Raw genomic sequence first — 16959 nt, 5'->3', positions numbered from 1 at the left:
CGCGTTACTGTCAGAAAGCATTGTTATTGCAGGAAAACAGGTATGTGAGAGATGCTTTTCCTGTTATCGCGCACAACCGCTCGCAGCGTTTTCGCAGGCGCGAATGGCAGGATTTCTCCCGAGCGGCAATGAGGCGCTCTGGAGTGTCCCCTGATGTCGCCGAGGGGCTTCTTGCAAAATGACGCCGCAGGCGTCAATTCCGCAGGCGTTACCTGCAGAGAACGCCCCTATGGCGCAGGTTGGCACCATAGGGGCGTTGCGTACGCGATATCTACGTAAACGTGCCTTGCGACGGGCACCGCTCGAGGAGAGCCGCCGCGCTACCGCATCCCCTCACCGTCGCAGGGAGCAAGCGACGAGTGGTGCGTGCGCAGCGGCCCCTTGGGCGCATGGTAGCTCGGGCACTGAGAGAAGTCCTCGTACTCGATGGAATCCACCAGCGAGTTCACCATGGCCTCATGGTCGAAGAGCTCCCACGCGTCGAGCACCTCGCGCATGCGCGCGTGCGTCTCGGGACGGCGCGGCATGAACAGCGTGCAGCAGTCGGGAGCCGTCTGCGAGGAAATGTCATAGGTCCCCAGCTCTTGGGCACGCCGGATGATCTCCTGCTTATCCGAGCCGATAAGAGGCCGCAGTACGGGAATCGTAACGGCCTGGTTCACGGCAGCGATGTTGTCGAGCGTCTGCGAGGCCACCTGTCCCAAAGACTCGCCCGTAACGATGGCCTTTGCGCCCTCGAGCCGTGCGACCCTCTCGGACACCTGGTACATGACGCGTCTATACATGATGATGCGCAGGCTCTGCGGCACTACAAGCGAAATCTGGCGCTGGCACTCGCCAAACGGCACCACGTACATGCGGCCCACCACGCCCGAGGGCGCCAGTGCCTCGACAATGTCATGGCACAGGTACTCGCTGGTATCGGATGTCATGGGCCTGCCCGAGAAGTGCACGGGAATGCAGGTTGCGCCACGCCTTCCGACCATCCACGTGGCCACAGGCGAGTCAAAGCCACTCGAGAGCAGCGTCACGACCTTGCCTGCCGTGCCCACGGGAAGCCCGCCCACACCCGGCATCGAAGCCGCATAGACAAAACTCGAGCCCTGTACCACATGCACCACCACGGTAACGTCGGGGTCATGCATCTGGACGAGCTTGCCAGGGAATGCCTCGCAAAGCGCAGACCCCACAATGTGGTTCATGTCGATGCTATGCACTGCATAGGTGGTCGAGCTGCGCCGCGCATGCACCTTGAAGGTGGAGAACTCCCCCGCCTCGCGCAGTGCGCGAATGGCGGCAGCGCTGTACTCCCCCTCGTCAAGCCCGCACTTATAGGCAAGCGAGACGCGTGCGACGCCAGGCACCTTGGCGATAGCATGGGCCATCTCTGGCGTAGCCATGCGGTCCTCGGTCTCGACCACAATGTAGCCAGAGATGCGCTGAACGTTCGAGACGGGAAACGCCTTGAGGGCGCGATGCAGGTTGGTCACGAGCTGGTTCTCGAAGGTCGAGCGATTCTTTCCCTTGAGGCCAATCTCGTGGTAGTGGACCAGGCAGAGTCTCTCGGTCATGGCCTACTGAATGCCCGCATTCTCGCCGCGAATGGCCTCGTCGAAGTCATCCTGGACAAAGCTAAGGGTGCCGTCAGCGATCTCGCCCATCGCGATGGAGACCGAGTCCTTGCCAGACGCGATGGTGGTGATATCGTCGAAGTCCTGGATGGCCGTAACGCGAAGGTGCTGGCCACGCAGCATGTTGTTGATGTCGCATGCGCGCTTGGAAGCAACCGAGCAGAGCAGGAACGGGTTGTGCTCGGTACTCTCGAGCAGGGTATCGATCTCGGGCTTAATCACTGACATCTTTGGTAGATCCTCCATTTGACTCGTACAGGTCGATGGTTCGCTCGAGCTCACCAGCGGCACGCTCGAGGTCATCGTTCACAATCCTCTCGTCGTAGGACTCAGCCATAGCCATCTCGCGCCGCGCATTCTCGAGTCGGCACTCGATGGACGCCTCATCCTCGGTACCGCGGCCACGCAAGCGACGCTCGAGCTCATCCATAGATGGCGGCTCGACAAACACGAGAACCGCATCAGGATGAATGCGGCGCACGTTAAGGCCGCCCTGGACATCAATCTCCAAGATGAGCGACCTCCCCTCGGAGAGGTTCCTCCTCACCTCGGAGAGCAGTGTGCCATAGCGGTGCCCGTGCACGTTGGCCCACTCAAGGAACTCGCCCTGGCCCACCCGGCGAGAGAACTCGGCGTCATCGAGAAAATAGTACGAGACGCCATCAACCTCCCCGGGCCTAGGAGGTCGCGTTGTAGCCGAAACCGTCAGGCCAAGCGAGGGGCGGTCGCCACGAACCTTTGCGACCAGGGTCCCCTTGCCCACGCCTGACGGTCCAGATACGACGAAGAGCCTAGCGGAGCGCTCCACTACTTGGAAAGCGCCTCGATGAGCTGTTCGCGCTGACGGGCACCAAGCCCCTTGACGCGACGGGTGGCGGAGATGCCAAGCTCGTCCATGATCTTGGCGGCCTTGGCCTTGCCATAGCCAGGGAGGGACTCGATGAGCGCAGAGACCTTCATGCGGTTGGCGATGGGGTCATCGGAATCGAGGACCTCCTCGAGGGTGACCTTGCCACTCTTGATCTTCTCGCGAAGCTCGGCACGCTCATGACGAGCCTTGGCGGCCTTCTCGAGTGCTTCCTTGCGCTGCTCATCGGTAAGCTGGGGTAGAGCCATTGTTCCTCCAAACATCGAGACAAACTGCTATGAGGGGCTGGGAGGGAACCACAGGACCGCCCCAGCGACACAATTAGCTAGTTTGCCAATTCCTCGACCAGTTTACAAGTCTTTTATCACTACTAGCAGCAGGAATGCAGCGTATACACAATCAGATCGAAATGAGCGCACATCCAAAGGCACAAATTGCACATCTGGGATGCACAGAAACGCCCCTGCTAGTGGCAGAGTTCGCCTACGATGGCCTCCATCGCGGCAGCGGGGTCCCCTGCCTGCGTGATGGGCCTGCCCACCACGAGCTTCGAGGCACCGGCGGCAATGGCGGCAGCAGGTGTGGCGATGCGGCGCTGGTCGCCTGCGACAGCACCGGCAGGGCGCACACCGGGCGTCACGATCAGGGCCTCCGGACCGAGAAGCGTGCGCATCTCGGCAGCCTCCTGCGGGGAGCACACAATGCCATCGGAGCCCGCACCTACGGCAAGGCTTGCGAGACGGGCGACCTCCTCCTCAAGCGGGCGCTCAATGCCGATCTCCTCGAGCAGGGACTGGTCCATGCTCGTAAGGACCGAGATGGAGACGAGCTGGGTGCGCTTTCCGCCTCGTCCCTTGGCCGCAGCCTCTACCCCCTCACGGGCAGCAGCGACCATGGCAGAAGAGCCCAGGGCGTGGATGGACAGGATGTCCGCACCGGAGAGCGACGCAGACTCAACAGCACCTCTCACCTGGAACGGGATGTCGAACACCTTGAGATCGAGAAAGACTGAGAGACCGCGCTCCTGCATCGCATGCACGATGGAGGGTCCCTCTCGGAAGAAGAGCATCATCCCGACCTTGACCCACGAGGCAATGCCAGAGAGGGCGTCCGCAAGCTCGATGGCACGGTCGTGGTCGCAGTCCAGTGCGACGATAACGGCGTCGCGCGCTTCGTTCTCGCTTAGCATTCGAAGGCTCCTATCAGCTCGTTGATATCAGGCACACCCTGCTCGACAGCCCAGGCCTCAAGCTCGTCGACAACACGGGAGGCAGCGGCAGGGTCGTACAGGCTAGCAGTTCCCACCGATACCGTGGTGGCTCCCGCAAGAATCATCTCAGCCGCGTCCTCGGCCGTGGCAACGCCGCCGATGCCGTTGATGGGGATGCTCACGGCCTGCGCCGCATCCCACACCATCCGCACGGCGATGGGGTGTATCGCGGGACCGGAAAGGCCACCCGTGGGTCGCGAGAGCCTCGAGCGACGGGTGTGGACGTCAATGGACATGGCGTTCACAGTGTTCACCAGCGAGAGCGCGTCTGCGCCGGAAGCCTCGCAGGCGCGAGCTATCTCGGCCACACGCACGGGGGCCAGCTTGACGAGCAGCGGCCTTCTCGTCAACGGACGCACGGCCGACACAACCTCGGCCGCGTCGGCTGGCGTACCGCCGAGGAGGCGCCCGCCGCGTGAAAGATTGGGGCACGAGACGTTGACCTCAATGCCCGCGGCCCATGGGGCCATCTCGTCGAGAAGCTCCACCGAGCGGCGGCACTCGTCAACGGAGTGACCCACGGCCTGCACGATAACCGCGCAACCGCGAGACACAAGCTCGGCAAGGTAGGCGCTGTACTGCTCGGCAAAGGCGCGCGCACCGGGATTCTCGAGGCCCACGGAGTTGAGTATGCCAGAGGAGACCTCGCACACGCGGGGCGCAGGATTGCCGGGCCAGGGCTCGGCTGCCACGCCCTTGCAGGTCACGGCCCCAAGGCGCGCCACGTCGTAGAATCCCTCGAACTGCCAGGCGTGGCCGTAGGTGCCCGACGCGGTGTTGACGGGGTTCTTCATGCGAATGCCGCCAAGGTCGACAGCCATGTTCACCTTGCTCACCAGGCCACCTCCCTAGCGTCGAAGACGGGACCGTCCATGCAGCACGAGCGGCTGCTGCCATCGCGCATCGCCACGTTGCAGCAGCTGCAGGCACCAAAGCCGCAGCCCATCATGCGTTCGAGCGAGACCTGACAGGCCACACTAGCCTCCTCGGCGAGGCGGGAAACCCCCGCCATCATGACCGTAGGACCACAGGCAAACACGGTCTCGTAGATGCGCTCGGCGAGAAGGTCCGCCATGGCGTCTGTGGTGAAGCCGGCACGCCCCAGGCTGCCGTCATCGGTACACACGACCACACGGCCTTCCGGGTCCCCGGATGCTGCCCCGCGCAGGAGGTCAACGTCAACGCCTACCAGCTTGGAGCCACGCTGGGCACCCACCACGGCGTCGAACGGCAGCCCCGCACGCGTGAGCATCTCGGCTGCGGCGAGCACGGGCGGAAGGCCAATACCTCCTGCCACGAGAAGCGAGCGGCCCTCTCCACCAGGCAGCCACCAGCCATTCCCACAGGGGCCCACCAGCGTGGATGCGTCACCGCGACGCATGAGGGAGAGCCGGCGCGTGCCGTCGCCCACGACGGCATACTCGATGCGCACGGCATCCGCAGCCGCATCTGCCTTGGAAAATGACAGCGGCACCCTCAGGACCTGCGAGGCATCGCCGGGAACGGAAACCTCGACGAACTGGCCGGGGGCGAGAAGCCCCGCGACCCCGCTGGTAAAGACCATGCACCACGCGTCCTCGGCAACCCTCTCGTTCGAGACAACCTCGAAGTCGAAGAGCCGCGCACGTGCGCTGTCCCTTGCCGCCTTCACCTAGGCCACCACGCCGTTGGCCAGCGTGCGACGGCCGTCCACGAAGACATCAGAGACCTGGCCGGTGAGGTGCCAGCCCATGAAGGCGGAGTTCTTGGACTTGCCCACCAGATAATCGGGCGTGACCTCGAACTCGGCAGTGGGGTCGACAAGGGTGAGGTCTGCGGCCGATCCGCGCTCGATGCACACGGGCGCAAGGCGCAGAATCTGCCTGGGGTTCACGGCCATGACCTCGACCAGGCGCTTCCAGCTCATGCGGCCCGTGTTCACGAGCTTGGTGAGCATGAGCGGCAGCGAGGTCTCGAGGCCAACGGTGCCAAAGAAGGCAATCTCCCACTCGCAGTCCTTCTCGTGCGGCGCATGCGGTGCGTGGTCGGTGACCACGCAGTCGATGGAGCCATCGAGGACGCCCTCGACGAGCGCCGCCATGTCCTTGGGGGTACGCAGGGGCGGATTCATCTTGAGGTTGGTGTTGTAGGCGGGGGTGATGTCGCCCTCGTTCAAGAAGAGGTGGTGCGGGGTGACCTCGCAGGTCACCGGCAGGCCCTCGGCCTTTGCCTTGCGCACGAGGCCCAAGCCCTTAGCCGTGGAGATGTGGGCGATGTGCAGGGGGCAGCCGGTGAGTCGGCACAGCTCGATGTCGCGGTAGATCTCGAGCTCCTCGCCAAGCGCGGGCCAGCCAAACATACCCAGGCGCGTGGAGGCCTTGCCCTCGTTGATAACGCCGTGCGTGGTGAGCGTCTCGATCTCGCAGTGTGCCGAGACCACGCGGTCGAACTGGGAGACGTACTCCATGCAGGTACGCATCATGCCGGCGCTCTGGACGCCGTGGCCGTCATCGGAGAAGGCGCAGGCGCCCTCCATGACCATGTCGCCAATCTCGGCGAGCTGCTCGCCCTTCTCGCCGACAGTAAGCGCACCGATGGGACGCACGTGGCAGAGGCCCGCCTGGCGGGCGTGGTCGAGCTGGTAGCGAATCTCGGCGCCGGTGTCGGTCACGGGATCGGTGTTGGGCATGGTCGCGACGTCGGTGAAGCCACCATGCGTTGCCGCGCGGGCACCGGTCTCGATGGTCTCCTTGTACTCAAAGCCGGGATCGCGGAAGTGCACGTGCATGTCCACAAGGCCAGGTACGAGGTACTTGCCGCGGGCGTCGATAACCTCACAGCCCTCGGGAGGCTCGAGGCCCTCCCCCACGGCAGCGACCTTGCCGTCATCGACGAGCACGTCACAGGCGTCATCGAGGTCGATCTGAGGATCGACCGCGTGCGCACCCCTAAGCAGAAAGGCCATTGTTCTCTCCTCCCAAAAGCAGGTACATCTCGGCCATACGCGTGAGGACGCCCGCGTTGACCTGGTCCAGGATGCGCGAGTGGGCGCAGTCGGCCACGTCGGCGTTAATCTCCATGCCACGGTTCATGGGGCCCGGGTGGCAGATGATGGCGGAAGGCTTCATGCGGTTCACGCGGGTCACGTCGAGGCCGTAAAGGCGGTTGTACTCACGGCGAGACGGGATGGCCGCGCCCTCCATGCGCTCGAGCTGCACGCGGAGCATGTAGACCACGTCCATGTCCTCGATCACGTCGTCGAGGCTTGCCGTCTGGGGGCAGCCAAACCAGTCCGGGTCATCCACCTGGAAGGTAGGGGGGCCCACGAGCGTGACCTCGGCACCCATGGTCTTGAGCGCTGGTGCCAGCGAGCCGCACACGCGGCTATGCGCGAGGTCGCCCACGACGGCGACCTTGAGGCCGTCCAGGTGGCCGAAGTTCTTGCGGATGGTGTAGAGGTCAAGCATGGCCTGGGTGGGGTGCTGGTGCTTGCCGTCTCCGGCGTTGATGACCACCGCGTCGGTGTTCTCGGTGATGCGCTGCGGCGTGCCGGCGAGCTTTGCGCGGCAGACGAACATGTCAACGTTCATGGCCGAGATGGTCTGGATGGTATCGGCGAGGCTCTCGCCCTTAACGACGGATGACGTGTTGCCACCCATGGAAAGCGAGTCTGCCGAGAGGCGCTTCTCGGCCAGCTCGAAGGAGCTCTTCGTGCGCGTGGAGGGCTCGAGGAACAGGTTCACGACGGTACGGCCACGCAGCGCGGGGACCTTCTTGATGGCGCGGTTGTTTACCGACTCGAACGACGCGGCGGTATCCAGAATCTGGGTGATGTCATCTGCCGTGAGGCTGTAGGTGTCAATGAGGTTCTTGACCGAGAGCATTACCTCTCCCCTCCCTCGATGCCCCAGATCTCGACGCCGTTGTGGTCGTCGAGCGGACGCGCGCAGACGCGCACATCCTCCTCGTGCGAGGAGGGGACGTTCTTTCCGACATAATCGGCACGTATGGGCAGCTCGCGATGGCCGCGGTCGACCATCACGGCAAGCTGGACGGATTTGGGCCTGCCGTAATCCATGAGGGCGTCGAGCGCGGAGCGCACGGTACGACCCGTATAGAGGACGTCGTCGACGAGGACGATGTCCTTGCCGTCGATCTCGAAGGGGATGTGGGTGCCGTGGACGACGGGCTGGATGTGGCGCATGACGTCATCGCGGTAGAAGCTGATGTCGAGCGAGCCGACGGGGGGACGCATGCCCTCGATCTTCTCGATCTCGTCAGCGAGACGGTTGGCAAGGGTCTCCCCGCGACGGATGATGCCAATCACCTGGATGTTTGCTGAGCCTTCGTTGTGCTCGATGATTTCGTGAGCGATGCGCGTTGTTGCGCGCTCCATGGCCTGCTCATCCATGATGACGGCCTTGAGCCTTGGCTCTCCCATGGGACTCCCTTCAAAAAAGATGCCCGAACCGACGCAAGCCGGCACGAGACATCCCATGATGGAAGGCCATGTGTCTGGTTTGCTCGCATACGAATGGCGATGCGAACTCCCCTGAGCCTTGCGGGCATCTCGTGCGCGCTTAAAGGTCGTGGACACTTTACCACGAAGTTCCGGCACGGGAGGCCACAGGGCAGAAAACCATTATCGTGCGTACGCACGATGACCGCCTGCTGCCATGCCCTTCTCAGCCAACTGGACAAATGTCAGCGCAATGTCAGAAAGCGTCGATTGTGCGTACGCATGACCGAGCAATTCTGCCTAATGGCCCCTTCAGAAGGTCGAAATCGTCAAATTCCCACCATCGTGCGTACGCACGACCGCGGATTGTTGACAGGCGTTGGAGCCGGACCGCCGAAATTGCGCACAGCGGGACCCGGACTCGCAAAGGCCCAGCCCCTACTCCCGTTCGAGTGAGCGATACGCCTCGCAGACCTCGTCCGTCTCGCCCAGCATGCGCATGTGGCCCTTCTCGATCCAGCACACGCGGTCGCAGATGCGCTCAACAAGACTGATGTCGTGGCTCACGAGAAGCACGGTCACGTTGTCGGACTCGACCAGCTCCTTAATGCGGCACTCGCACTTCTGCTGGAAGAGGAAGTCGCCCACAGAGAGGGTCTCGTCCACGATGAGGATATCGGGCTCGGTCACCGTGGCGATGGCAAAGGCGATGCGCGCGACCATGCCCGAGGAGTAGTTCTTGAGGGGCATGTCCATGAAGCCATCGAGCTCGGCAAAGTCGACGATGTCCTGGAAGTGCTCCTCGATGAAGTCCTTCCGGTAGCCGAGGAGTGCGCCGTTGAGGTAGATGTTCTCCTTGGCGGTAAGCTCCATGTCAAAGCCTGCGCCAAGTTCGATGAGGGGCGCGATGGTGCCCGCCACGTTGACCTTGCCGGACGAGGGCTCGAGCACTCCCGCGATGATCTTGAGCATGGTCGACTTGCCGGAGCCGTTGGTCCCTACCAGGCCAAACGCCTCGCCACGCTTGACCTCGAAAGAAACGTGGTCAAGCGCGCGGAACTCCTTGAACGTGAGCTCGTGCCTGGCGGCCGCAATGAAGTACTCCTTGAGGGAGTTGTACTGCTCGGAAGCGATGTTGAAGATCATCGAGACATCGTCAGCGAGAACCGCCGTGGGGGCGTCTGGTGACGGGACAGACGGACGCATGAAGCTGTTCTTGCCCGCCACAATAATCCAACGCTCGACGTTACCGAGGAAGCGCCTGTTGGAGTCCTCGATGTCCACGGCGATGCGGTAGCGTCCAGGTCGCTTTGGCACAAACTCCCAGGTGTACTGGGGAATGGTATGCCCCATGCGCTCAATGGTGGAATCGAAGTCGCCCTTTTCCCAGCTGCCGTCCAGGTTCCAGACGTAGTTGCAGAGGTAGCTCTCCCTCTCGACCCCACGAAAATGCGGTGTGACCTGGAGCGTGTCACCCACGCGGATGGATGTGGAGGAGAGGCCGAGAAAGACGCTTCCGCCGCCGTCCAGTTTGAGCGTGTCCTGCACTTTGTGCCACCTGACCTTACGGTTTGAGCCTGTGGGCGGTCGCTTGAAGCGACCGCCCGGCCTGGATGCTAGATGAAGAGGATGAAGCGATGCTCCTTGGTGCGAAATACCAGGTAGCCCAAGGCAAGCGAGACCAGCGCCCACACAACGCAGCTCACAATCACCTCGGTGGGAGGTATGGTCGCGTAAATCACCGTGTCACGCATGAAGGTGACGAAGTTGTACATGGGGTTTGCGTACATGAGAACGCGAACGGCATGGTAAGGGACCTGCTCGATCATCGAGACGGGCCAGAAGAGCGGCGTCGCATACATCCACGCCATGAGAAGAACGCCCCACAGGTGCACGAGGTCACGGAAGAAGACGGCGAGCGCCGAGAGGAGAAGCGAGAGTCCCACGCAGAACAGCATGAGCAGTGCGATGCAGACGGGGGCCAAAAGGATCAGGGGCGTAGGCGCCACGCCCTCCCATAACATGACGACAAAGACGGCGATAAGCGAGAAGAGGAAGTTGACCAGAGAGAACAGGACCTTCTCGACCGGGAAGACGGCCTTCTTGACGCGCACCTTTTTGAGCAGCGGCGCCGCATCGATGATTGACATCATGCCGGAATTGGTTGAATCCGAGAAGACCTGCCACGTGATGTTGGCCACGATGAGGTATAGCGGGTAGTGCTCGATGTTGTCGTAGCGAAGGAAGAACGAGAAGACCAGCGACATCACAAGCATCATCAAGAGTGGGTTGAGCACGCTCCAGATGACGCCGAGGACGCTGCGGCGATACTTGAGCTTGAAGTCCTTCGAGACAAGTTCGCGCAGGATGAAGAGGTCGCGTTTACCCGCAGGATACCACGCGTCGCGCGCGGAGGTTACATGCACTGGGACCGCGGCGACAGGAGCTGTCACTGCTGCCTGATTCGCGTCCCTCTCCGCGGACTCGATGTCTGATGCCAAGGTTCCTCCCGTCGAAGGAATTATTGGGGCATATGTGCCCCCCGGGTGCCATGTGTTTGCAAAAATGCTAGCACAGGGGCTCAGCTGTCACATAAACGGCAGAGGGCTTAGCAGGCAGCGCCCAAGGCCAAGCGATGCAAAAAGTGGGGCGGCTGATGCCGCCCCACTCATCAAATTCTGGCTCCCCGGGCAGGATTCGAACCTGCGACACGCTGATTAACAGTCAGCTGCGCTACCACTGCGCCACCGGGGAATGTTCAATGCGAGAAATAAGTATACGGGTTGCCTCGAGGGATGCAACCGTCATTTTGAACTTTTTTCTCGCGACCAGATGCGAACGGCACTCCCCAACGGCACCAATACCCCACCCAGCCGACTCCCGCTTCACCCCACTACTGATGTTCTGTATCATTTCAATCGTTGGGCCTACCGCGCCCAACCGGCAGCGACGCCGAACAACGCTGGCTCGGGGCGGTCCGACCATGTGCCCAGGGAGACCGTTATGCCGATTTCACCGATCTGGAACTGCTCGGACGTTACTCTCGACCTGTCACGCCCCCGCGTGATGGGGGTCCTCAACGTGACCCCCGATTCTTTCTCCGACGGAGGGACGCACAACGCCCCCGAGGCGGCAATCGCGACGGCCGAGCGCATGTTGGCAGATGGTGCGGACCTTATCGACGTCGGGGGCGAGTCCACGCGCCCGGGATTCACTCCCGTTGAGCCAGACGAGGAGCTCCGCCGCCTGGAGCCCACGGTACGCTGGCTTGTGAAGGAGGGTGCGCTCGTCTCGATTGACACGCGCCATCCCGAGGTCGCGCGCCGATGCGTTGACCTTGGCGCCCAAATCATCAACGACGTGACGGGCTTCTCGGACCCCAGGATGTCCAACGTTGCCGCAAGCTCCGGCTGCGGATGCGTGGTCATGCACTCGGGTCCCGTGTCTGGTGCGGCCACCGGCAGCTCCGCGGTCATGGCATCAGCCGACAAGGACGATCTGTCCGCCCTCATGGGTGGCGCCTCCGCGGGCGATAGATCTTGGGAGGCCGAGAAGGGCAGTCCGCTTCTCCCCGACTCCGCCCACGTCATGAAGCTACTTGGGGGGTATCTTCTCGACCGCGCTCACGACCTCGAGGCACATGGCGTCGCGGCATCTCGCATCTGCCTTGACCCGGGCGTGGGCTTTGGCAAGAGCCCTGAGGACAACATCGTCATTCTCCGCGCCACCAGTGAGCTGGCAAGCCTTGGATACCCCCTCATGTGCGCTGTTTCGCGCAAGCGCTTCGTTGGCACCGTAAGCGGCGTTGTCGCGGCAGCAGATCGTGACGATGCAACCATTGGAATCTCGCTTGCGGCGGTCGCTCGCGGGGCACGCATCCTGCGCGTCCACGACGTTGCCGGCATGGCTCAGGCCCTAGATGGGTTCTGGGCTGCCTCCGAGCCCTGGAGCTCCACCGTCACGCTTCCACTCTCCCTTGCCGCCAGCGCAAGCAGGCAGCAGGTCATTGCAGCAATAGACGGCATGCCCCTCTCCCGTGTGAGACAGGTCGAGGGCGGCGGCGGAGCGCTTCGCGTGACCGTCGAGACAGGGCTGGACAGCGTCCCATTCCAGCGTGCGGTTGATGCGGCCGTGGACGGGCTGGCAATGCTCGCTTCCCCAGCATCATGCACTCGGGATTCCCCCGAATGCAGCCACATCGTTTAGAGCTGCGCGTTGAGGCGCTGTTCAAGCGCAGGCTTGGGCATGGCGCCAACCATCTGGTCAACGATCTTGCCGTCCTTCAGGATGAAGAACGCGGGGATGCTCATGACCCCAAACTGCCGCGCAAGCTCCGGCTCCTCGTCGGAGTTGACCTTGCCGACCTTCACGCGGCCGTTGTACTCGTCTGCAAGCTGGGCAATCGTAGGCATCATCGAGCGGCACGGACCGCACCAGTTTGCGTAGAAGTCGACGAGGACGGGCTGTTTGCTGTCGAGAACCTCCTGCTGAAAGTTTCTGGACGTGAACTGGTACTCCATGACAAAACTCCTTCTCCGCTGGTGACCGCGCCCTGGCTTTGCGGCGCTGGCCACGTGAGCGCCCCTTGGGGACGCATCCGTTTCTTGAGTACCAGCATAGGTGGTATAAAATGCTGAGCAAGTACGCAGTTTATATTTAGGTGGTAAGGAATATCTGACCATGACCACAGACCAGCAGAAGGCAGTCTCCCCTTGCCTGGGCAGCGCCGACCCCAGCATCACGGGATCCGGATGCGCACTACGTCGCGTGTTAGACGCCATCGGCGGCAAGTGGAAGATCTTACTGCTGGTTGCCCTCTCGCAGTCCGAGGAGCTACGCTACGGCGAACTCAAGAGACTTGTCTATGGGATTACCAACACCATGCTAGCCTCATCGCTCAAGGAGCTCGAGACCGACGGCCTCGTCAAGCGCAGGCAGTACCCGGAAATGCCCGTTCGCGTGGAGTACAGCCTCACGCCGCGCGCCCAATCGTTGATTCCCATCCTCATGGAACTCAGGGAGTGGGGCGAGGCGTCGCTCCAGGGGTAGTCGAGACGGCCTGGTTGCCTGCGCCGTCGCTTCAAGCATAGCTGATGGCATGAATTGACGGTTGGTGGCAGTTTTAGGGGATGCCCCTGAGTATTAACTAATTGCATTTCTGATAAACACCAGGTAGACAAATTGTGACTAAAAAAAATAACATATCAAGAATTTGCTGGAAGCTGCCACCAACCGTCAATCTAGGAAATGGGTACCGTCTGCCGGCCTGGTTGTCGCTATCATCATTATGGGTGGCTGCGGTTTTCGTCGGTTCCACCGCATGGTTGTGGGCGAGACGGCGTAACGGCCGAGAACCCCGCAGTTGACAAAGGCCGGTGTCGAAGGCCAAAACCTACTTTGACGGTTGGTGGCAGAATTTGTACAACACCTTATATGACATAGACACAGGCGCAAATCTCTGACCTGCATTTTATCAATTACTAAACCTCTTTGTACTCGGGGTATCCCCGAAAAACTGCCACCAACCGCCAATTCTGACCAAAAAGGCAACCACGCGCCCACGCCTGCAATGGCGCTTAGAACGAGCGGCGCTTCATGATTCGGGTTGAGATGAGGTAGGAGATTACGTAGAGCACAAGGCCTATGACGACGAGGATGGCAACAAGCAGACCCGACAGGTTCTCCTGAACCAAATAGATCACGACGGGCTCGATACTGGGCTTCAACATGGGAGCTGCAACACCAAGGGCAAGAGGAAAGACGAGAACCGCCACGTACCCTCTCTGGCCAAAGGCATAGAGCAGGGGTACAAGAAGGGCGAGGATTGCGAGGAAAATGAAGAGAATGGACATGGGAATCAGGAAGAGCTGCTCCGATATGAAGAGGTCAGGCCCACTCCCAGAGGCGGCCAATACCACAGCATCTACCACGAGCGAAAGAGAAAGGCAGATGGCAAGCAGCATGAGGCAGAAAAGATAGCGGGCTAGCACCACACCTTGAGGCGTGGTGGGAAGTGCAAGCAGGGCCTCCCTCCATTGGCTCTTCTCGTCAGCCGCAAAGACCTGGATGCAAAAATAGAACGGAATCGTGCCTCCGAGGAGGGAAGAGACGAGGCAGACAGGAACAATGAGCTGCGTCGCGCTTCCCTCCATAAAGCTAGGGATGAAAATCACCGCAGCAAACACAAGCATGGTGGCGAGGGCCTTCAGGGAGTGGCGAAACGAGAACCATTCGTTGAGAAGCAGACTTTTCATCATCACAGATCCTCTCCTTTCACGGCAAGGCGAAGAAGAACGTCGAGGGAAAGCGTGTCGAGGGAAAGACTCGGGAAGGCGCGCTCAAGACGCCTACGGTCCTCTACCAGGAGAAGCACATGCCCGCCTTCCGCAAGGCAGCGAGTGACCCCCGCCTCTCTCAGCGCACCCCGCTCCTGCTCGAAGTCGGCAGTTCTCATAGCAAGCGTGGCGAAACGTTCCTCGAGAACGTCAGCGTCCTCGGCAAAGCAGATCAGGCCTTTGTCCATAAGGAGGATGCGGTCGGCAAGGGACTCGAGGTCAGACGTGATGTGAGAGGAGATGAGAACCGAGGTCTCCGGGGCCTGGGCCAGGTGCTCGCGCAAGGCGCACAGCACCTCCTCGCGCACAACGGGATCGAGTCCGGCCGTCGGCTCATCGAGGAGAAGGAGCTCTGTCCCCGTGGCCAGGGCAAGCGCAATCTGGAGCTGCATGCCCTGTCCGCGCGAGAAGGCCTTGATGCTGGCATGCCGGAAATCCCTGTCTTTCTCAGCAAGCCCAAAGCGGCCGAGAAGCGCATCGAAATAGGCGATGTCGAAGCAAGGGTAGAGACCACATTCGACGCGCACAATGTCTTCCGTCGTGTACTCGCCGGGATAGGGGCAAACGGCTGCGACGGAGGCGACCCTCTGCTTCAGAGCGAGCGTCTCTTGCGAAGGCGCTTCTGCCGGATTTCTGCCGAACAGGAAGATACGTCCAGAGTCGGGCCTCACGAGGCCGAGCGCAGATCGAATGAGGGTCGTCTTGCCGGCGCCATTCTGGCCGATAAGGCCGCAGACAGTGCCTTTGGGCACGTCCAGTGTAATGGGGCCGGCCGTGAAGCCGGAGTAGCGCTTCACAAGTCTGTCGAATGCCAAGGATGCGGACGTCGTGCTCATGATTCCTCCCATTCCAAATTGAGCATGTCACGGAGCTCTTCCAGGGAAAGCCCTATCGTGTGCGCCTCTTTTACGGCCGTCGCAAGGTTTGTCTCAACGAGCCGCAGCTGCTCTTCGCGGATGAGGCCAAGGGTGTCCTCCGCTACGAAGGAGCCCTTGCCGGATACCGTTGCGATAAAGCCCTGGGCTTCGAGGTCCGAGTAGGCTCGCTTTGTCGTGATTGCCGATATTCTCAGATTCGCCGCGAGCTGGCGGATGGATGGTAGCTGCTCCCCCGCCTTTAAGTCCCCTGACATGATCTGAGCCCTGATTCCATCGGCGACCTGCTCGTAAATGGGCTTTCCCGATGCGTTCGAAAGCAGAATGTCTACCATGGGCTCATCTCCTCTCTACTGTTATTACCGTATATATCGTATATATACGGTAATGTCAATACTGTGTTGAAGGTTTTGAGGAGTAATGGCCCATCGGAGTCACGTTCGAAGTACCGTTCACGGCAATACCAGAGCAAAAGAAGAGCGCACCTCACAAGCTTAGGCAGCTCTGCTCGTACGACCTGATGCCCATCCTGGTATTTGGCTCGGGGATGAGATGCCTGAACAGCCAGTTCCCGGGCTGGCGTCTGTCTCGATGGGCTTTGCGCCGGCACATAGATTTTGCTGCGGTAACAATGAGGGCAAGCGGTACTGGGAAAGGTCGTTGCTGTGGGGTGTCCGCAAGTTGCTCTAGGGGACTCGTGGGACGCATAAAACGGTGCTATCGCTGGGAGATTGTGATGCCACTGCACAAAACCGCGCTATCGCGGGGCGTTTAATGGGATTAATATAAATTACGCAACTACATTTTCATGGTTATGTATATCTTAGCTAAAACTATCAAATATATGGATACATTCCATCAATATCGAAACCGATGCGCAAAAAGCACCCAGCGGTAGGTCCGTTTTGTGCAGCGGAGTCCAGATTTCCCGGCGATAGGGCCATTTCGTGCAAAGTGACTCCTTCTTCTTTCCATCGACTGAACGAAGAGCCATTCCGACCTTCCGTTCAAGCCGCAGTAAGTGGCATCGCGGCAATCGGTGACGTACGGTTCACACTCGAATGTGAGGTTCGTATAACTGCAAGGCGCACGTTAATTCGAACTGCCGCTCGCTGAATCGCGTTTGGTGTACTGGCATGCGGCATTTGGAGATTGCCCACAGGTTGAGGTGGTGCAAAAGAAAAGGCCAGGCGGAAAACACCCCGTCTGACCTGCTGTCTCGTGGTCGGGTGGACTGGATTCGAACCAGCGACCCCTTGACCCCCAGTCAAGTGCGCTACCAAGCTGCGCCACCACCCGTTTCGTGCGAGCCATCTCCCACACGAGTAGATACTCTAACACGGGGCCGACGGCACATCAACTGGAAACCGCCAGAACCTCGAAATTGTTGTCGACATAGGACCCACCTGGCCCACCGTAGTTTTGCAGTTGCCCTAGTCTGACCTCCCACCCCTTGCCCAGCTAGATGGGCATTTTTTATGTCAAATTTTAAGTATTTATCTTGTTACGTTGTGTTACGCGGTGTATAATGCGAAGCACATG

Annotated in this window: 18 protein-coding genes and 2 tRNA genes; 2 read left to right on the top strand and 18 right to left on the bottom strand. The window is 60.9% G+C overall.

Annotated elements, in window-relative coordinates:
* Window positions 1–320 precede the first annotated feature (320 nt).
* The 13 genes from thiI to E0E00_RS07965 form a co-directional block, all read right to left on the bottom strand.
* Complete coding sequence (gene thiI, locus E0E00_RS08025) at window positions 321–1571, bottom strand: tRNA uracil 4-sulfurtransferase ThiI (RefSeq protein ID WP_130812011.1); 1251 nt, start codon at window positions 1569–1571, stop codon at window positions 321–323.
* Window positions 1572–1574: 3 nt separating this feature from the next.
* Entirely contained in the window at window positions 1575–1859 is a 285-nt protein-coding gene (locus E0E00_RS08020) for a DNA-directed RNA polymerase subunit omega (RefSeq protein WP_130812010.1), read from the bottom strand.
* Window positions 1846–2439: a guanylate kinase gene (gmk, locus tag E0E00_RS08015; RefSeq protein WP_130812009.1), complete on the bottom strand. Its 594-nt coding sequence runs from the start codon at window positions 2437–2439 to the stop codon at window positions 1846–1848. Before gmk ends, E0E00_RS08020 begins: the two co-directional genes overlap by 14 nt.
* Window positions 2439–2747 carry an integration host factor, actinobacterial type gene (mihF, locus tag E0E00_RS08010; RefSeq protein ID WP_130812008.1) on the bottom strand — a complete coding sequence of 103 codons (309 nt, stop codon included), beginning with the start codon at window positions 2745–2747 and terminating at the stop codon, window positions 2439–2441. Before mihF ends, gmk begins: the two co-directional genes overlap by 1 nt.
* A 218-nt stretch (window positions 2748–2965) precedes the next feature.
* Entirely contained in the window at window positions 2966–3688 is a 723-nt protein-coding gene (gene pyrF / locus E0E00_RS08005) for an orotidine-5'-phosphate decarboxylase (protein WP_130812007.1), read from the bottom strand.
* Window positions 3682–4608 (bottom strand): dihydroorotate dehydrogenase, encoded by a 927-nt coding sequence (locus E0E00_RS08000; RefSeq protein WP_130812006.1) that lies wholly within the window; start codon window positions 4606–4608, stop codon window positions 3682–3684. Before E0E00_RS08000 ends, pyrF begins: the two co-directional genes overlap by 7 nt.
* Window positions 4602–5420, bottom strand: a complete 819-nt coding sequence (locus E0E00_RS07995; RefSeq protein ID WP_242622191.1) for a dihydroorotate dehydrogenase electron transfer subunit — start codon at window positions 5418–5420, stop codon at window positions 4602–4604. The genes E0E00_RS08000 and E0E00_RS07995 overlap by 7 nt, the downstream gene beginning before the upstream one ends.
* Window positions 5421–6713: a dihydroorotase gene (locus tag E0E00_RS07990; RefSeq protein ID WP_130812005.1), complete on the bottom strand. Its 1293-nt coding sequence runs from the start codon at window positions 6711–6713 to the stop codon at window positions 5421–5423.
* Window positions 6697–7632, bottom strand: a complete 936-nt coding sequence (locus tag E0E00_RS07985; protein ID WP_130812004.1) for an aspartate carbamoyltransferase catalytic subunit — start codon at window positions 7630–7632, stop codon at window positions 6697–6699. Before E0E00_RS07985 ends, E0E00_RS07990 begins: the two co-directional genes overlap by 17 nt.
* Window positions 7632–8189 (bottom strand): bifunctional pyr operon transcriptional regulator/uracil phosphoribosyltransferase PyrR, encoded by a 558-nt coding sequence (pyrR, locus tag E0E00_RS07980; protein WP_130812003.1) that lies wholly within the window; start codon window positions 8187–8189, stop codon window positions 7632–7634. The genes E0E00_RS07985 and pyrR overlap by 1 nt, the downstream gene beginning before the upstream one ends.
* Window positions 8190–8645: 456 nt before the next feature.
* Window positions 8646–9755, bottom strand: coding sequence for an ABC transporter ATP-binding protein (locus E0E00_RS07975; protein ID WP_242622190.1), 1110 nt, complete (start codon window positions 9753–9755; stop codon window positions 8646–8648).
* A 68-nt stretch (window positions 9756–9823) separates the two neighbouring features.
* Entirely contained in the window at window positions 9824–10708 is an 885-nt protein-coding gene (locus E0E00_RS07970; RefSeq protein WP_371683387.1) for an ABC transporter permease, read from the bottom strand.
* A gap of 178 nt (window positions 10709–10886) precedes the next feature.
* Window positions 10887–10961, bottom strand: a tRNA-Asn gene (locus E0E00_RS07965).
* Window positions 10962–11210: 249 nt separating this feature from the next.
* Here E0E00_RS07965 and folP point away from each other — a divergent pair.
* Window positions 11211–12413 carry a dihydropteroate synthase gene (folP, locus tag E0E00_RS07960; protein ID WP_165443621.1) on the top strand — a complete coding sequence of 401 codons (1203 nt, stop codon included), beginning with the start codon at window positions 11211–11213 and terminating at the stop codon, window positions 12411–12413.
* Here folP and trxA read toward each other — a convergent pair.
* Window positions 12410–12727: a thioredoxin gene (gene trxA, locus E0E00_RS07955; RefSeq protein ID WP_130812001.1), complete on the bottom strand. Its 318-nt coding sequence runs from the start codon at window positions 12725–12727 to the stop codon at window positions 12410–12412. The genes folP and trxA overlap by 4 nt on opposite strands.
* Before the next feature lie 160 nt (window positions 12728–12887).
* Here trxA and E0E00_RS07950 point away from each other — a divergent pair, with 160 nt between their 5' ends.
* Entirely contained in the window at window positions 12888–13256 is a 369-nt protein-coding gene (locus E0E00_RS07950; protein ID WP_130812000.1) for a helix-turn-helix domain-containing protein, read from the top strand.
* Window positions 13257–13783: 527 nt separating this feature from the next.
* On the opposite strand, the gene E0E00_RS07945 is transcribed toward E0E00_RS07950, so the two are convergent.
* From E0E00_RS07945 to E0E00_RS07930, 4 genes are all read right to left on the bottom strand, one after another.
* Window positions 13784–14464, bottom strand: a complete 681-nt coding sequence (locus E0E00_RS07945; RefSeq protein ID WP_165443620.1) for an ABC-2 transporter permease — start codon at window positions 14462–14464, stop codon at window positions 13784–13786.
* On the bottom strand, window positions 14464–15378 hold the full coding sequence (locus tag E0E00_RS07940; protein ID WP_165443619.1) for an ABC transporter ATP-binding protein: 915 nt from the start codon (window positions 15376–15378) through the stop codon (window positions 14464–14466). Before E0E00_RS07940 ends, E0E00_RS07945 begins: the two co-directional genes overlap by 1 nt.
* Complete coding sequence (locus tag E0E00_RS07935) at window positions 15375–15752, bottom strand: GntR family transcriptional regulator (RefSeq protein ID WP_130811997.1); 378 nt, start codon at window positions 15750–15752, stop codon at window positions 15375–15377. The genes E0E00_RS07940 and E0E00_RS07935 overlap by 4 nt, the downstream gene beginning before the upstream one ends.
* Window positions 15753–16639: 887 nt before the next feature.
* Window positions 16640–16716 (bottom strand) — tRNA-Pro (locus E0E00_RS07930).
* Between the last annotated feature and the right edge of the window lie 243 nt (window positions 16717–16959).

The organism is Olsenella sp. Marseille-P4559, from assembly GCF_900605015.1.
Taxonomy (GTDB): domain Bacteria; phylum Actinomycetota; class Coriobacteriia; order Coriobacteriales; family Atopobiaceae; genus Tractidigestivibacter.
The sequence above is the reverse complement of the archived record's forward strand: the minus strand, read 5'-3'. Positions and strand labels throughout refer to the sequence as shown.

What these genes read in the sequence shown, in the direction of transcription:
- thiI (WP_130812011.1), bottom strand. Translation starts at nt 1,571, where the DNA reads ATGACCGAGAGACTCTGCCTGGTCCACTACCACGAGATTGGCCTCAAG.
- E0E00_RS08020 (WP_130812010.1), bottom strand. Translation starts at nt 1,859, where the DNA reads ATGTCAGTGATTAAGCCCGAGATCGATACCCTGCTCGAGAGTACCGAG.
- mihF (WP_130812008.1), bottom strand. Translation starts at nt 2,747, where the DNA reads ATGGCTCTACCCCAGCTTACCGATGAGCAGCGCAAGGAAGCACTCGAG.
- pyrF (WP_130812007.1), bottom strand. Translation starts at nt 3,688, where the DNA reads ATGCTAAGCGAGAACGAAGCGCGCGACGCCGTTATCGTCGCACTGGAC.
- E0E00_RS07990 (WP_130812005.1), bottom strand. Translation starts at nt 6,713, where the DNA reads ATGGCCTTTCTGCTTAGGGGTGCGCACGCGGTCGATCCTCAGATCGAC.
- E0E00_RS07985 (WP_130812004.1), bottom strand. Translation starts at nt 7,632, where the DNA reads ATGCTCTCGGTCAAGAACCTCATTGACACCTACAGCCTCACGGCAGAT.
- pyrR (WP_130812003.1), bottom strand. Translation starts at nt 8,189, where the DNA reads ATGGGAGAGCCAAGGCTCAAGGCCGTCATCATGGATGAGCAGGCCATG.
- folP (WP_165443621.1), top strand. Translation starts at nt 11,211, where the DNA reads ATGCCGATTTCACCGATCTGGAACTGCTCGGACGTTACTCTCGACCTG.
- trxA (WP_130812001.1), bottom strand. Translation starts at nt 12,727, where the DNA reads ATGGAGTACCAGTTCACGTCCAGAAACTTTCAGCAGGAGGTTCTCGAC.
- E0E00_RS07950 (WP_130812000.1), top strand. Translation starts at nt 12,888, where the DNA reads ATGACCACAGACCAGCAGAAGGCAGTCTCCCCTTGCCTGGGCAGCGCC.
- E0E00_RS07945 (WP_165443620.1), bottom strand. Translation starts at nt 14,464, where the DNA reads ATGATGAAAAGTCTGCTTCTCAACGAATGGTTCTCGTTTCGCCACTCC.
- E0E00_RS07940 (WP_165443619.1), bottom strand. Translation starts at nt 15,378, where the DNA reads ATGAGCACGACGTCCGCATCCTTGGCATTCGACAGACTTGTGAAGCGC.
- E0E00_RS07935 (WP_130811997.1), bottom strand. Translation starts at nt 15,752, where the DNA reads ATGGTAGACATTCTGCTTTCGAACGCATCGGGAAAGCCCATTTACGAG.